General features: G+C 71.3%; 12 protein-coding genes and 1 riboswitch. Of the genes, 4 read left to right on the plus strand and 8 right to left on the minus strand.

Translation table 11 applies throughout. The annotated features are described in order from the left end of the window. Window positions 1–6: 6 nt before the first annotated feature. The 4 genes from P9K36_RS05740 to P9K36_RS05755 all read right to left on the minus strand — a co-directional run bounded on the left by P9K36_RS05740 (window position 7) and on the right by P9K36_RS05755 (window position 3,876). On the minus strand, window positions 7–672 hold the full coding sequence (locus P9K36_RS05740; protein ID WP_043352067.1) for an HAD-IA family hydrolase: 666 nt from the start codon (window positions 670–672) through the stop codon (window positions 7–9). 58 nt (window positions 673–730) lie between these two features. Next, complete coding sequence (locus P9K36_RS05745; RefSeq protein ID WP_043352069.1) at window positions 731–1,111, minus strand: hypothetical protein; 381 nt, start codon at window positions 1,109–1,111, stop codon at window positions 731–733. A gap of 736 nt (window positions 1,112–1,847) precedes the next feature. After that, on the minus strand, window positions 1,848–3,266 hold the full coding sequence (locus P9K36_RS05750) for an RluA family pseudouridine synthase (RefSeq protein WP_278306649.1): 1,419 nt from the start codon (window positions 3,264–3,266) through the stop codon (window positions 1,848–1,850). A 142-nt stretch (window positions 3,267–3,408) separates the two neighbouring features. Next, a complete protein-coding gene (locus P9K36_RS05755) occupies window positions 3,409–3,876 on the minus strand; it encodes an NUDIX domain-containing protein (RefSeq protein WP_278306650.1) in 468 nt (155 codons plus the stop codon). A 106-nt stretch (window positions 3,877–3,982) separates the two neighbouring features. Beyond that, a riboswitch (cobalamin riboswitch) is annotated at window positions 3,983–4,176 on the plus strand. A gap of 283 nt (window positions 4,177–4,459) precedes the next feature. Here P9K36_RS05755 and P9K36_RS05760 point away from each other — a divergent pair. Together P9K36_RS05760 and P9K36_RS05765 are read left to right on the plus strand one after the other, a co-directional pair. Beyond that, window positions 4,460–6,643, plus strand: a complete 2,184-nt coding sequence (locus P9K36_RS05760; RefSeq protein ID WP_053610926.1) for a TonB-dependent siderophore receptor — start codon at window positions 4,460–4,462, stop codon at window positions 6,641–6,643. Beyond that, the gene (locus tag P9K36_RS05765; protein WP_278306651.1) at window positions 6,637–8,094 is read left to right on the plus strand and encodes a PepSY domain-containing protein; all 1,458 of its coding nucleotides are present in this window, start codon (window positions 6,637–6,639) and stop codon (window positions 8,092–8,094) included. Before P9K36_RS05760 ends, P9K36_RS05765 begins: the two co-directional genes overlap by 7 nt. Before the next feature lie 162 nt (window positions 8,095–8,256). On the opposite strand, the gene P9K36_RS05770 is transcribed toward P9K36_RS05765, so the two are convergent. Then, on the minus strand, window positions 8,257–10,362 hold the full coding sequence (locus P9K36_RS05770; RefSeq protein ID WP_051976357.1) for a TonB-dependent receptor: 2,106 nt from the start codon (window positions 10,360–10,362) through the stop codon (window positions 8,257–8,259). A gap of 223 nt (window positions 10,363–10,585) precedes the next feature. Between P9K36_RS05770 and zigA the strand changes: the two genes are divergently transcribed. Then, window positions 10,586–11,809, plus strand: a complete 1,224-nt coding sequence (gene zigA / locus P9K36_RS05775) for a zinc metallochaperone GTPase ZigA (RefSeq protein ID WP_278306652.1) — start codon at window positions 10,586–10,588, stop codon at window positions 11,807–11,809. Window positions 11,810–11,819: 10 nt separating this feature from the next. On the opposite strand, the gene P9K36_RS05780 is transcribed toward zigA, so the two are convergent. From P9K36_RS05780 to P9K36_RS05790, 3 genes are all read right to left on the minus strand, one after another. Continuing rightward, complete coding sequence (locus P9K36_RS05780; RefSeq protein ID WP_052083832.1) at window positions 11,820–12,395, minus strand: MarR family transcriptional regulator; 576 nt, start codon at window positions 12,393–12,395, stop codon at window positions 11,820–11,822. 135 nt (window positions 12,396–12,530) lie between these two features. Continuing rightward, complete coding sequence (locus P9K36_RS05785) at window positions 12,531–12,920, minus strand: response regulator (protein ID WP_020093672.1); 390 nt, start codon at window positions 12,918–12,920, stop codon at window positions 12,531–12,533. 134 nt (window positions 12,921–13,054) lie between these two features. Continuing rightward, on the minus strand, window positions 13,055–14,320 hold the full coding sequence (locus tag P9K36_RS05790) for an adenosylmethionine--8-amino-7-oxononanoate transaminase (protein WP_053610923.1): 1,266 nt from the start codon (window positions 14,318–14,320) through the stop codon (window positions 13,055–13,057). A gap of 91 nt (window positions 14,321–14,411) precedes the next feature. Between P9K36_RS05790 and P9K36_RS05795 the strand changes: the two genes are divergently transcribed. Next, a complete protein-coding gene (locus tag P9K36_RS05795; protein WP_043755979.1) occupies window positions 14,412–15,536 on the plus strand; it encodes an 8-amino-7-oxononanoate synthase in 1,125 nt (374 codons plus the stop codon). The last annotated feature ends 74 nt before the right edge of the window (window positions 15,537–15,610 follow it).

Consider the following 15,610-nt stretch of genomic DNA (forward strand, 5'->3'; position numbering starts at 1 on the left):
TCGCCATCAGCCGCCCGTCGCGAGGCCCTCGAGAAGCAGCACCTCCAGCGCAGCGGCCGTCGGGACGACCGTCACGGCCCCGGCCCCGTAGAGCGCGTCCGGCGGATGATAGCCCCAGGCGACTCCGATGGCCGTGGCACCGGCCGCCACGCCCATGGCGATGTCGAAGGTCGTGTCGCCCACCATCACGGTCGCCTCCGGCGCGCAACCGGCCTCGCTGATCGCCTGCCGCAGCATGGTCGGGTCCGGCTTGGACGGCGCGTCGTCGGCGCTCTGGGTCGTGGCGAACCACTCCGCCCAGCCGTGATGCGCGATCAGCCGGTCGACGCCGCGCCGCGACTTCCCCGTCGCGAGGCCGATCAGCACATCCCCACGGTCATGGAGCCGGGTCAGCAGGTCGGCCATCCCGGGGAACAGGGGTTCCTCATGGGCCGGATCGAGCCGCAGGCGGTTGTAGGCCTGCTTGTAGCTCTCCGAGAGTTCCGCAACGGGGCCGTCCTCGCCGACCAGACGCCGGAAGGCCTGCGGCAGTGACAGGCCCACCACGGACAACGCCTCGCGCCGCCCCGGGGCCGGCAGGCCATTCTCCGCGAAGGCCACCTCCTGGGCCGCCACGATCAGGTGCTGGCTGTCGACGAGGGTGCCGTCGACGTCGAAGACGACGAGCCTCATCGCCGACGACGCGCCAAAGGCGGCCCCGACGGCGCGGATGGGCGGATGTCGGACTCGGTCACGGCTTCCGGCCCGGCTGCGCCGGCGCGGCCGCGGCGGGCTGACCGCCGGGAACCCGGGTCCGCTCGTAGCCGAGCCGGCAGCGGATCAGGAAACGCCGGCGCTTGCCGCCGCGCAGGCCGCGCTGGTGCGAGGCGCGATTGCAGGCCGCATAGGAACGCCGGCGGCGCTCCGCGCGGGAACTCGCGGCCGGGCGCTGCGCGGCCTGCGTGGGCGCCGCATTCGCGGCGGGAGCGGCGGGCGGATGCGGCGACGCCGCCTCGGCCGGATGGGCGCCGTTCGCGGTCGGCGCCGCCTTGGCTGCCTCGCCCGGTGCGGCGTGCGCGATCGGCCCGGTGAGGCACAGGGCGGCGAGGCAGGCCAGCATCGCGAGCTTCATATGTCAGGATCTCGAACCGCCGGAAACTGGCCCCGCGGCGGATCGGCGGGGCGCGGGCAGCATATGAGGCGGCACGGCCGATTGCCAAGGCATGCGCGGCACGGCCCGCCCCGATGACGGGTCACTTTCACCGGGGATACCGCAGCGCACATCTCCGGCGACAATGATTTGGGGGATGGAGGGGGGATCCGGCAATCAGGCTCCTGCGGCTGCCCGCTTTGATGCGCGAAACCGACCTCTCACCGGAGACCGAGACCGCCTCACGGCGCGGTCCTCTGAGCGGGGATCCCGCCATCCGGCGCGTCGCGTCGCCGCAGTGGCACCTGGGCGATCGTTTGAACCGAGCGCAGGCGCCCGTCTTCGTTGCACCCTGCGTGCCGGCACGGCGGCGCAGGCGCGACGGACCTCCGGAGCCATCATCCCTATCCGCCAGCGAAGCTTGCAGGAGCCTCGACCGGACGGGCGCTCCTCCAGCCGATGCATCCGGGCCGGGGCGAGGATACCGCCCTCGGGACGCGCATTCGGCCGAGGGGCGACGGGCAGGGCGAAGCGGTTCTCCTGCCCGACCCGGGTCGTGGCCGCAGCCCAGGAGGTCCGGCGCGGACTCGACCAGGCGCGGGACCGTCGCGACGGCATACCGGGCGCGGCCCCGACGGCGATCGGCGGGTCGCGCCGCAGGGCGGCGGCCGGAAGTCCCGTACACTCTGACGAACCCGGCCGTGCCCTGGCTGCCCACTCAGGCTTCCGGGGCCTCGACGATCGGGTCGTAGCGGGTGGCGTCGAAGCCCAGCAGGTTCCAGCTCTGCGCCATGTGGGGCGGTAGCGGCGCGCTCACATCCACGGGCTTGCCGGTGCGCGGATGCGGGATGACGATCCGGCGGGCGAGCAGGTGCAGGCGATTCTGGATGCCCCCCGGCAGCTCCCAATTCTCCACGGAGAAGTATTTCGGGTCGCCGACGATCGGGTGGCCGATATGGGCCGCGTGGGCGCGCAGCTGGTGCGTCCGTCCGGTCACCGGCTTGAACGACAGCCAGGACAGCTTCTGGGCGGCCTGATCGACCATCGCGTAGTAGGTCAGCGCGTGGCTCGCCCCCTCGTCGCCGTGCTTGGCGACGCGCATCCGCGCGTCGGCGTCGGTGGGCTCCTCCTTGGCCAGGTAGGTCGAGACACGCCCCTGCCGGACCCGCGGCACGCCCGCGGTCAGCGCCCAGTAGATCTTCCGCGCGGCCCGGGAGCGGAAGCTCTTGGCGAGCGTCGCGGCGGCGAGCCGGGTCTTGGCGACGATCAGGCAGCCAGCCGTATCCTTGTCGAGCCGGTGGACGAGGCGCGGCTTCTGGCCATCCGGGCCGGTGAGGGCGGCGAGCAGGCCGTCCACGTGCCGGACCGTCCCCGAACCACCCTGGACCGCGAGGCCGAAGGGCTTGTTGAGGATCATCATGTCGGCATCCTCGTAGAGGATGAGCGACCGTATGAATTCGGCATCGTCCTGCTCGCGGGCGGCGTTGCGCGGGCGCTCGGAGGGCTGGTCGAGGCGCAGCGGCGGCACGCGCACGCTCATGCCCGGCTCCAGCCGGTCGTTCGGCTTGGCGCGCTTGCCGTCGACGCGCAGTTCGCCCTTGCGGACGATGGTCTGCACGCGGGTGAAGGGCAGGAGCGGGAAACGCGCGGTGAGGAAGCGGTCGATCCGCATGCCGGCCTCGTCCGGCTCGACCATCAGGGTCTGCACCCCGGAGGCGAGGGTCGCGGAGGCGGCCGCGCGCTGCTCGCGGCGGGTCGGACCGGGTGTCGGCGCGGGGGCAGCGGCAGGGGCAGGCGCAGGGGCCTCCGAGCGCTTGGAAACGGGCCGGCTGCCGGGCTTCGCCGCCAGCGGACCGCGCGGCGCGGCGGCGTCGCGCCGCGGCTTCGCGGGCCGGGCCGGGACTGCGGCTGCGGCTGCGGCTGCGGCGCCCTGCGCACCCCAGGGATCGCGCGCACCCGCATCGTCGCCGCGATTGCGGGCCGCGCGCTCTGCAGCGTCGCGGGCGCTGGTGCGCGGGCCCGTGCGGGCACGGCCGTCGGCCTGGAACTTGCCGGGCTTGAACTTGCCCGCATCGAACTTGCCGGCCTGAGGCTTGCGCCCCTTCGGCCCGCCGCTTTTGGGAGGTCGTGTCGTCATGCTTCCGCCGGCACCCGTCTCCGCTTCGGACGGAGCGTCCGGGCGCATGGGCCGCGGCGTCGCGGACGTCCGGACCGATGGGATTGCACGGCTGTAGCATCGCCCGCGCGCAGCGGCAAAGGCGGCAGCGCGATCGCGCCCGTCAGGGCTCCGCGTCCCACGCCGCGCGGAGCGAGGCCTTCAGCCCGGTCGGGAAGAGTTCCGGCCCGCCCGGGACGTCGAGCCCGTCGAGATCGCACCACCGCGCCACGCAGGCGGTGCCGCAATCCTCGTGAAAGACGAAGCGCTCCTGTCCGTCGAACCGGCCGGGCGGCAGGGCGACCGGGAACAGGAACAGCACCTCGTGCCCGACCTGCCCCTCGTGCAGGAAGATGTTCTCCACGACGCGCGGGCCGCCGAGCACCGTGACGGTGACGCCGAGCTCCTCTTCGAACTCCCGGATCAGCGCGTCCTCGGCCCTCTCACCGAATGCGACGCTGCCACCGAGGGGCCGGACACCTGTTAGCCGCCCGTCATCCGCATGGATCTCCGCCACCAGCAGGCTATCGCCGCGCCGGGGGAGCCCCAAGGCCTTCACGCGGATCTCCGCAGGGGGACGCCAGACCGTCATGCCGAACCGGCTAAATCGTTCCCGACGGCGCCGCAACGAACCGGCGGGCCGCCGCGTCGATCCACGACAACTCCCGGACGTGCGGTTGACGCCCGGACGCACGACGGCCAAGCTGTTCCTCGACGGTTCCCCTCGGGGATCAAAAGGGAACGCGATGAGGGGTCCGCCCCGAAGCCGCGGCTGCCCCCGCAACTGTAAGCGGCGAGCCCTTCACCACCACGTCACTGGGTCACCCCGGGAAGACGGTGCGAGGGCGGCGACCCGCGAGCCAGGAGACCTGCCGTCAGCCGTGGTCACACGCGAAACGCGCCGGGCGGGGTGTCCTGGCGGGTGTCGAGGCGCCGTCCATCCCGAGGGGAGGCGGCCGCCGAGGCCTCGTTCGCGGTGACGTGCCACAGCAAGCGCGCCCGCGACGCCGTTCCCATGTCCGTCTCCACCGTTTCGCGACCTGCGATCCCTGTTCCGGGAGGCCTCCGCGCACCCGTTCAGGCTCAGGTTTCCGGATGGTCGAGGAATTGTAATGTTATTACAATGCTTATAGGACGAAGGGGCCGGCGCGCGCCGTGCACGGACCGCTTTCCCCATGCTTCTCTCGATCCATCGCGCCCGCTCCGGCGGGCCGGCTCCCCTCTGTGGCGTTCTCCTCGCGCTCCTCGCCAGTCCGACCGCCGCCCAGGAGGCCGTCACCCTGGATGAACTCTCCGTGGCCGGCGCGGGCGGAGACCCGAACCGCGCTGCGCCGAACGGCCTCAATCTGCGCACCCCGGACCGGACCGCGAGCCGCCTCGGTTTGACGCCGCTGGAGACGCCGGCCAGCCTCGACATCGTGTCGGGCGAGACCGCGCGGCTGCGCGGCCAGGATACGATCGCCGAAGCCGTGACCCAGGACGCCACCGGCATCACCACCATCGCGGCACCCGGCAACGGCAACGGCGCCTTCACATCCCGGGGCTTCGCCGGCCCGAACTCGATCCAGCAGCTCTACGACGGCACGCGCTTCTACGTCGGCGCCAACACGGTGACCTTCCCGTTCGACACGTGGAACGTCGAGCGGATCGAGGTGCTCCGCGGCCCGTCTTCGGTGCTCTACGGCGACGGCGCCATCGGCGGCGTGATCAACGTGGTGCCGAAGAAGCCGGTCTTCGTGCCAATCAACGCCGCCCGCGCCGTTGTCGGCACGGATGGCGTCGCGCGCCTTGCGTTCGATTCGGGCGGCGGAATCGGTCAAGCGGAGTTCGGCGACACCTTCGCGTATCGCCTCAACGTCAGCGGCAATCGCGCCGACGGCTGGATCCGGCCGGAGGGCGATTTCCGCAACCTCGCGGTCTCGGCCGCCCTGCTGTTCCGGCCGAGCGCCGATCTGGCGTTCACCCTGAGCCACGATCTCGGCTACCAGGAGCCCGCCCGCTACTGGGGCACGCCGCTCGTCGAGGGACGGATCCCGGACCTCATCCGGTTCAACAACTACAACGTCCGGGACGCGAAGATCACCTGGGCCGACAACTGGACCCAGCTCAAGACCGAATGGTCGCCCTCGGCCGACATCACGATCCGCAACACCGCCTACCGGCTCACAAGCCGGCGCCACTGGCTCGACGTCGAGCAATATTCCTACAACCGCGGCACCGGGCTGGTGGACCGGGGCGATTATCTGGAAATCTACCACAGCCAGGAGCAGGTCGGTGACCGGCTCGACGCGACGTTCCGGGGCAGCCTGTTCGGCTTGCCCAACCAGTTCGTGGCCGGGTTCGACGTGAACCACATCGACTTCCGGCACACCAACAACTTCTACTTCGACCAGACCACCAGCGTGCCGCTCGTCGGCTACGATCCGGGCCTCTTCCCGCAGAACGGGCGAGCCCGTCCGGCCTACGCCACGCAGACGAGCCAAGCCTCGGTCTTCGCGGAGGACCGTCTGATCCTGTCGGACAAGCTCTCGTTCCTCACCGGCGTGCGCCTCGACGTGCCGACGCTGAATCGGGAGGACCTGCAGACGGGATCGCGGTTCGAGAAGACCTACCGGGCGCTGGGCTACCGGTTCGGCCTCGTCTACAACCCGACGCCGGACAGCGCGCTCTACGCCCAGTACAGCTTCGCCACCGACCCGGTGAACAGCCTGATCACGCTGAACCAGTCGCTGGCGGGCTTCAAGCTCGCCACAGGCGATCAAGTCGAGATCGGCGCCAAGGGTCTTGCCTTCGACGGTGCCGTGGAATGGACCATCGCGGGCTACCGGATCGTCAAGGACAACCTGATCTCGGCAATCCCCGGCCAGCCGACGCTGTCCACGCAGGTGGGGAGCCAGTCCTCGCAGGGATTCGAGCTGGCCTTGGGCTGGCGCTTTGCTCCGGGCTGGCGGCTGGACGGCAACCTCGCGCTGCTGCACGCGCAGTACGACCGGTTCGACCAGACGGTGAACGGCGCCACGGTCTCGTACGCCGGCAATCAGCCGATCGACGTGCCCGAGCGCGTGGCCAACCTCTGGCTGACCTGGGACGTCTACCGCGACTGGACCGCGCGGGTCGGGCTTCAGAACGTGGGGCAGGTCTACAGCGACTTCGGCAATACGGCGCGGCGCCCGGCCTACAACCTCGTCAACGTGGTCCTCGACCATCAGGTCACGGCGGAGTCGCGCCTGTCCGTGCGGGTCTACAACCTGTTCGACAAGGTCTACGCGATCAGCGGCAATGCCGTGAACGGGGTCGGGACCAACTGGCTGCTCGGGCGGCCGCGCTCGGTCGAGGTCGCCTACACGGTGACGTGGTGAGCCTGCCGCGGCGGCTCGGCAAGGCGGGGCGGCGCTGGCTGCTGCTGTTCCACCGCTGGGCCGGGATCGCCGCGGGGCTGTTCTTCGCCCTGTGGATCGGCTCCGGACTGGTGATGCTCTACGTGCCGTTCCCGGCGCTCACCGGGGCCGAGCGCCTGGACCGACTCGCACCGATCGCCTGGGAGCGCGTCGCGGTGGCGCCCGACGACGCGCTGCGGGCCGGCGGTCTTGCCGGCGTGCCGGCGGCCTTCGCCCTGGAGATGCGCGGTGCGGAACCGGTCTACCGGATCGCCGACCGCGAGGGGCGCCGGGCCACGGTCTCGGCGCGGACCGGGGAGCGGCTCGGCCCGCTGAGGCCCGAGGATGCGTTGCGTCTCGCGGCCGAGGGGATTCCGGGCGCACATGTCGATCCGGTCGAGCGGGACCAGTGGACCGTCACGGCCCGGTACGACCCGCTCCGGCCATTCCTGAAGGTCGTCCTCGACGATGCGGCCGGGACCGAGCTCTACGTGTCTCAGGTCACCGGCGAGGTCGCCCTCGACACGACCCGCTTCGAGCGCGGCTGGAACTGGGCCGGCGCCGTGGCGCACTGGATCTACCTGACGCCGCTGCGCGCCCGGGCCGATCTGTGGCGGACGGTCCTGCTTTGGCTGTCCGGCTTCGCCGCCCTCGGGGCGCTGAGCGGCCTCGCGATCGGGATCTGGCGCCTGCGCCTCCGCCGCCGCTACGCGGGCGGGGCCGTCACGCCCTATCGCGGTCTCGCACGCTGGCACCACCTGTTCGGCCTCGCGGGCGGAATCGGACTCAGCACCTTCATCCTCAGCGGCTGGATTTCGATGAACCCGAACCGCTGGTTCTCGTCGAACGCTGCGCCCGCCGAGATCCGCGCCGCCTATGCCGGACAGCCCGCCGCCCTCGGCCTCGACGCCGGAGCCCTGCGGGGCTTCGCAGAGGCCGGAACCCGCGCGCTGCGCTTCGCCGCCATCGGCGGGTCCTGGTGGATCGTCGCCGACACACCGGCGGGAGCCCGGAGCCGCAGGGCAGGTGACGGCACGCTCCTCGATGCCGCCGCGCTCGCGCGGGCCGCCGGTCCGGCCCTGCCCGGCGGATTACGGACGGCAGAGACCCTGACCGCCTACGACCTGTACTGGTATCCGCACGGGATCGACCCACGGCCGCTTCCGGTGCTGCGCCTGCGCTTCGCTGATCCGGACGCCACGTGGCTCCACGTTGATCCCCGGGACGGGACCATCCTCCAGCGCCTGGATCGCTCCGGCCGCATCAACCGCTGGCTGTTCGACGCCGCGCACCGCCTCGATCTGCCGGGGCTCAGCGGCAACCGCTCGCTCCACGATGCCGCCCAATGGGTCCTGAACCTCCTGGCGGCGGGGATCGCGGTCACCGGTCTGGTCGCGGGCTGGCGCCGCCTGCGCCGCGTTCTGTCGGCCTAGGGGGCCGGCCGAGGCTCCCGGTGCCCGACGCGGCCGAGCACGCCCGCTTGGTCGTCACGCCGAGAGCGCAGTGACCCGGTGCCCGCCGACAACGCGACGTCCGGCGCAGCCCTGGATGGCTTCGCCGCTCGCGCAAGGACGGCGCCGTGGCGGCCGCAGCGTTCAGAACCGCGCCGTCAGGAACAGCCGCACGTTCCGCCCCGGCAGCAGGATCTCGTCCTTCTTGAACGAGGTCGAGTTGCGGATGTCGTCGTTCAGGAGGTTGCGGCCCTGGACGCCGAGGGTGATCGCGCTCGCCCCGTAGACCGCGGGATCGACCGCCTTGGTGTAGCTCAGCTCGGCCCGCAGGTCGTCGTAGCCGGGCGTGGGCGTCTCGTAGACCGCCGTGGCGTCGTGGCTGAAGGCGTGGATGAGGTTCACCCGCGCGAACCATCCGTCGGCCCGCAGGTAGACGCCGCCGCCGAGCCGGTAGGGTGGGATGCGCGGCACGTTGGTGCCGTTGTCGAACTGAGCGCGGACGAAATCGAACTGCCCCTCGATGCCGGCGAAGCCGTTGCCCACCGGCAGGAGGTCGTACTGGCCGATGATCTCGGCGCCGTAGAAGGTCGCGTTCTGCTGCTGATAGACGATCTGCCGGTTGTCGGTGCCGACACCGCAGGAGGCGAAGTCGTCGTCGCAGGTCAGCCCCGTGTAGTTGCGGTAGATGAAGCCGGTGTAGCGCGTGAAGTAGCCGGTGGCGTCGAGGCGGAAGGGTCCCTCGGCCCGCCGGATGCTGGCCTCGACGGTCCGGGCGCGCTCCTTCTTGAGGTTCGGGTTGCCGATCTCGAAGGTCGCGGTGGCGTCGTGGGGCCCCTGCGAGAACAGCTCGTAGCCGGTGGGTCCGCGCTCGACATAGGAGCCGGTGAGGCTCGCCACGAAGCCGTAGGGCAGATCCTGCAGGGCGCCGATACTGGCGCTCTTCGGCGCGAAGCGGCGGGTCCGGGCGTACTGGAACGGCTCCTGCCCGTCGACCGGCACGTAATCGCTGGGGAACTGCGCGGCCGTACTCGACAGCCGATCGACCTCGTAGCGCCCGGCCGCCTGCAGACGCGTGCCCGGACGCAGCTCCAGCTCCTCGAACAGGTAGACCGCGTTCGCACGGGACTCGGTCTTGGGCAGGAACGATTCGAGCTGCGTGTTGATCACACGCCGGTCCGACTGGAAGCCGAGCGCGCCGGTGAGCTTGCCGAGATCCGTGAAGACCGGGACGTGCTGGAGTTCCAGGCGCCCTTCGGCCTCCCGGTTCTTGAAGATCGCCTGGACGCCCTCGATCCCGTCCTCGCCAATGCCGACCTCGTTGTGGCGATAGACCGAGTAGCCCGCCCAGTAGCGGATCACCTCGAAGGGGCCGTCGAGGGGCCGGTACTCGCCCCGCGACAGCACCCGATCCTGGTTCGGGGTCAGCCGGGTCCGGTCCTGCTCCGCCACGCCGCCGGGGATCGCATAGATGGCGTCGTAGTGGCTGAAGGAGATGCCGACGAAGCCGCGGTCGCCGATCGCCGAGATGCCGACCGCGCCGCCCTGCGACTCGTTGTAGGAGTTGCGCTGGATCCCGCCGGGGATCGCGTAGCTGTCGTTGGCCGTCTTGAAGCCGTCGGCGTGGACCGCGATGCCATCGCCGCCGGCATCCACCGTGGCGGCCCCGAGCCGGCCGTTGTCCACGCTGGAGAAGCCGGTGGTCACCTGCCCCTGCACCCCGTTCGCCGGAATGAAGGTCGGCACCCGGTTGTTGTCCGCCGAGACCACGCCGCCGATGGCGCCGGAGCCGTAGCGCAAGGTCGCGGGGCCGCGGATCACCTCGATCCGGTCGGCCACCAGCGGATTCACCGGCACGGCATGGTCCTCGCCGAGGTCGGACACGCCGCCGTTGACGATGCCATTCTCCTGGATGCGCACCCGGGCGTTGTCGAGACCGCGGATGATCGGCCGTGAGGCCGCGCCCGGGGCGTAGGACGTGCCGGAGATGCCAGGCCTGTCGAACAGGGCGTCGCCCAAGGTCCGGGGCTGATCGCGCGCGATCTGCTCCTGGGTGACCACGGTGACGGGGGAGAAGGTGTTGGTCGCCACCGGCAGAACGCCGATCGGGACCGCCGCGTCGGCGATCGGCGCGGTGCGCGGGGCCTGGATCGGGCTCGGACTGGTGACGCTGATCTCGTCGAGGGTGACGGCCTGCTGGGCCCGGGCAACCGACGGAGCCAACATGCCGGTGCAGACGGTCGAGGACAGCATTGTGCCGGCAAGGAAGCGGAGGCGACGCAGGCGGGACATGGAGACTCACATAGTGTTATACTGTTTCAGTGTCGCGGACCTCGGGTCAGGTGCAAGGTGTAATCCCGCGCCACCCCGACACGCTTGAGAAACGTTACATCGTTGCAACAGCTTCGCCGGGTCCCGCCGCTGCGGCGCGTTTCACTGCCTTGACTTTGAAATGTTATAACATTTTGATTGCGGCATGACACAGCCCGATCGCCGCCTGCCCGTCACCGTCCTGTCCGGCTTTCTCGGAGCCGGCAAAACGACGCTGCTCAATCATGTTCTGAACAACCGCGACGGCCGCCGGGTGGCGGTGATCGTGAACGACATGAGCGAGGTCAACATCGATGCCGACCTCGTCCGCGCGGGCGGAGCCGACCTGTCCCGGACGGACGAGACCCTCGTCGAGATGACCAACGGCTGCATCTGCTGCACCCTGCGCGACGATCTGCTCGCCGAGGTCCGCCGCCTGTCGGAGACCGGGCGGTTCGATTACCTGCTGATCGAGGGCACCGGCATCGCCGAACCGCTCCCGATCGCGTCGACCTTCTCGTTCCGGGACGAGGCGGGCCGCTCCCTGTCGGATCTGGCCCGGCTCGACACGATGGTGACCGTGGTCGACGCGGTGAACCTGCTGAAGGATTACGGCTCGGCCGCGTTCCTGCGTGAGCGCGGGGAGACCGCGGGCGCCGAGGATACGCGCACGCTCGTGGACCTGCTCGTGGAGCAGATCGAGTTCGCCGACGTGGTGGTGATCAACAAGGCGCATGACGTCTCACCCGAGCATCTCGCGCTGGTCCGCTCGGTGGTGCGCGGCCTGAACGCCGACGCCCGCATCCTCGAGACCGATCACGGACGTGCGCCGCTCGCGGAAATCCTCGACACCGGCCTGTTCGACGAGGAGAAGGCGCAGCAGCACCCGCTCTGGTTCAAGGAACTCTACGGCGCCCACGCGCACGTACCGGAGACCGAGGAATACGGCATCGCCTCCTTCGTCTACCGGGCCCGGCGCCCCTTCGACCCCGAGCGCTTCAACGCCTTCGTCAACGCCACCTGGCCGGGCCTGATCCGGGCGAAGGGCCATTTCTGGCTGGCGACGCGGCCGGATTGGGTCGGCGAGTTCTCCCTGGCGGGGGCCGTGGCCAGGGTCTCCGCGATGGGGTTCTGGTGGTCGGCGGTGCCGCGGCGGCGCTGGCCGGAGGCGCCCGAGTTCCGGGAGCGCCTGCATACGGTCTGGAGCGAGGTCTGGGGCGACCGGCGCCAGGAAATGGTCTTCATCGGATCCGGGATGGACCGCGCCGCGCTCATCGCCGCGCTCGATGCCTGCCTCGTGGACACCGGCCCGGATCGCGCACCTTTCGATCCCGCGCCCTACCGCGAACTGCCGGATCCGTTCCCGGCTTGGCGCCGGGCCGCGGCCTGAGCCCCGCCGGTCAGGCCGGCAGGCCCTCCGTCTCGTCCTCGGCCTCGATCTCGGCATCGGCCTCCGTCACCTGACCGGAGGCACCGGCTGCCTCGGCGAGGCCGCGGGCGGCCTTGCGCAGGAGCTTGCGCAGGCGTCGGCGGTCGGTCTTGTCGAGGTGGTCGAGCAACTCGGCCTCGACCTCTTCCTGGATCCGCTCGATCGCCTCGGCCTTGGCCATGCCGGCTTCCGTGAGCTGAACCCGGACCACGCGGCCATCCCCCGACTCGGCCCGGCGCTCGACGATGCCGAGGGCCGCGAGCCGCGTCACGGTCTTGGACGCGGTGGGCGGCCGCACCCGCAGCAGCGCCGCGAGATCACCCATGGTCATGGTGCCTGCCGCGGCCAGCGCCTGCACCACCTGCTCCTGGCCGGCGAAAAGCCCCAGCTTGGCCAGCCGGTCGCCGGTGCGGGCGCGGTGCAGGCGCGCCGCCTGCACCAGCGCCCAACCGACGCTGCGGACGCCGGGCGGCCGCATCTTCTTGGACGTGTGGCCGAGCACGGCCGCAGCTTCGTCCTGATGATCGCGCTTCTGCTTGTCGCCCACCGGAGCGCCCGAATTAATGCCGGCGGCCGCCGGACGATCCTGAAACTGCACCGTCCACCCCCGTCACGCGGCCGCTCCGGTCCGTGTGGCGCTGGCCGGTGACGGTGAGATGACGGGGCCGCCGTGAAGGTCGGATCAGCAGTGCATGAGGCGCTGAAGACGGTCCAGGATATCCTCGCCGGTGCAGGGCCGGGCGATGAACTCGGCATGCTCGGGCATGCGGGCCGGATCCGGGGCCGCGCGCCCGGAGACGATCAGGATCGGCAGTTGCGGCCGCGCCTCGGCCACGGAACTCGCCAGATCGAACCCGTCGGTCTTTCCCGACAGCTGCACGTCCGTGACCAGGCCGCAGATGTCCGGGCGCGCCTGCAGGATGCTCAGCGCGCGCTCGGCCGAGGCGCACTGAACGGTGTCGTAGCCGCCTTCCTCCAGCACGTCCCCGAGGTCCATGATCGTCAGCGCCTCGTCCTCGACGAGGAGGATTACCGGCCGATCGCCGCTCGAACCCGTCTGCTCGCTCGCCACTGTGTACTCCCTTTGGCAGCGTCCGGCCGCGCGGGCCGCCGCACGCATCTCCAGCCGTAGGCCCAACGGCAGAAACGGTCACGGGTTGCAGGCGCCCGCGGAGACGGATCACGGGAATGTGGAACGCCCGGTCGTCATGCCGATCCGGGCGCCAGCTCGGTCACTACCGCAGCGACCGCCTCGATCAGCCGGTCGAGATCCGCTGCATCGATCGTGAGGGCGGGGGTGAGATAGACGATGTCGCCGAACGGCCGGACCCAGACGCCGCGGGCGAGCAATCGCGCCTTGAGGACGGCCAAGTCGGGCGCACGGGCGAACTGCACCGCTCCGATGGCACCGAGTACCCGGACATCCGCCACGCCGCGCACCCGCCGCAGGGGTTCCAGCCCCTCGGCGAGACGGGCCGCGATGGCGCGGGCCTGGATCAGCCGTGGCTCCGCCTCGAACAGATCGAGGCTGGCATTGGCCGCTGCGCAGGCCAGGGGATTGGCCATGAAGGTCGGGCCGTGCATCAGCGCGGCCGCGGGGTCTTCGGACCAGAACGCCGCGAACACCTCCGTGCGGGCGACCGTGGCGGCGAGCGCCATCGTGCCGCCCGTAAGGGCCTTCGACAGGCAGACGATGTCGGGCACGATTCCCGCCTGCTCGCAGGCGAACAGGCTGCCGGTGCGCCCGAAGCCGGTGAAGATCTCGTCGGCGATGAGCGGCAGTCCGTGCCGGCGCGCCAGCCCGGCGATCGTCGCGACCACCTCAAGCGGGTGCATCCGCATCCCGCCCGCACCCTGGACCAGCGGCTCGACGATCACCGCCGCCAGGGTGTCGCGATGAGACGCGAGGGCCGCGTCGAGCGCCGCGGTCTCGGCCGCGCTTCGCGGCAGGTCGCAGAAGATCTGGCTCGGCAGGTAGGCACCGAAGCGGCGATGCATGCCCTCCTCGGGGTCGCAGACCGACATCGCCCCCATCGTGTCGCCGTGATAGCCGCCCCGGAACGCCAGGACCTTCGTCCGGCCGCCCACCCCGCGGTTGATCCACATCTGCGCCGCCATCTTGAGCGCGACCTCCACGGCGACCGAGCCCGAATCGCTGAGGAAGACGTGGTCGAGATCGCCCGGCAGCAGGGCGGCGAGCCGGCGCGCCAGCGTTTCCGCCGGCGCATGGGTGAGGCCGCCGAACATCACGTGGGGCATGCGCGCGAGCTGGTCGGCGACAGCGCCCGCTATGTGCGGGTGATTGTAGCCATGCACCGCGGTCCACCAGGAGGCGATGCCGTCCACGAGTTCGCGGCCGTCGGCGAGGCGGATGCGGGTGCCATGCGTCGCGACCGCCTCCAGCGGCGGCGGGGCGAGGCGCATCTGCGTGTAGGGCCGCCAGAGATGGCCTGCGGGCGTTTCGAGGGTCATGCGTCCGGCATGGAAGCCCCTCGGACGGGGGTCAAGAGTCCGGCACCCGCCGCTTGACTTTGCCGCCGCGGCATCGCCCATCCCCATCCCCATGGACAGCCTCGACGCCTTCGCCACCGGGAAACTCGAAGCCCTCGAGGCCGGTCGCCTGCGCCGCACGCTGGTTCCGACGGAGCGCGGCTCCGGCGCCGCGGCGGCACGACGGGGCCGGACGCTCGTCTCCTTTTCCTGCAACGATTACCTCGGCCTCTCGCATCACCCGCGGGTGATCGCGGCGGCTCAGGCGGCCGTCGCGAGCCACGGTGCGGGGTCGGGCGGGTCGCGGCTCGTGACCGGCGACCATCCGTATCTCGGCGCGCTGGAGGACGGCCTCGCGCGCCACAAGGGCACGGAGGCCGCCCTGGTCTTCGGCAGCGGCTATCTCGCCAATCTCGGCATTACCCCGGCGCTGGCCGGGCGGGGCGACCTCGTCCTGCTGGACGCGCTGTCCCATGCCTGCATGTGGGCCGGCGCGCGGCTGACGGGCGCGCGGGTCCTGACGTTCCGCCACAACGATCCCGGCGACCTCGCGGCCCAGCTCGCGGAGCACCGCCCCCATTACGGGCGCGCCCTGGTGCTCACCGAGCGGGTCTTCAGCATGGATGGCGACCGGGCGCCGCTCGGCGACATCCTGGGCATCGCGGAGACCTTCGACGCCTGGACGCTGGTGGACGACGCCCACGGCATCGGCGTGGTCGAGGACGGGCCGCGGGCGCCGCTGGAAATGGGCACCCTGTCGAAGGCGCTCGGCTCGTATGGCGGCTATCTCTGCGCCTCGCGCCCGGTCATCGACCTGATGACGAGCCGCGCCCGCAGCTTCGTCTACACCACCGGCCTGCCTCCGGCCTCGGCCGCCGCCGCCCTGGAGGCGCTGACGATCCTGGAGGCGGAGCCCGACCGGCGTGCCCGACCGCTGACCCTCGCCCGGCGCTTCACCGCCCGTCTGGGCCTGCCGGAGGCCGAGAGCGCCGTCGTGCCGGTCCTGGTCGGCGAGGCGCAGGCGGCGCTCGACATCTCGGCCGCGCTGGAGGCCTCGGGATTCCTGGTGGTGGCGATCCGCCCTCCGACCGTGCCGGCCGGGACCGCGCGGCTGCGGGTGGCCTTCTCGGCCGCCCACGACGAGGCCCAGGTCGACGCCCTCGCGGAAGCGGTGGCCGTCCTCACCGGGCGCGCCTGAGAACCGCTTCCCGTCCGCGTGGCGCGCACCTATACCGGGCGCCTGACGGAGCCGGAACGCTCCGGCCGGCCCGC

The sequence above is a fragment of the Methylobacterium sp. 391_Methyba4 genome, from assembly GCF_029691625.1.
In the GTDB taxonomy this organism is placed as follows: domain Bacteria; phylum Pseudomonadota; class Alphaproteobacteria; order Rhizobiales; family Beijerinckiaceae; genus Methylobacterium; species Methylobacterium fujisawaense.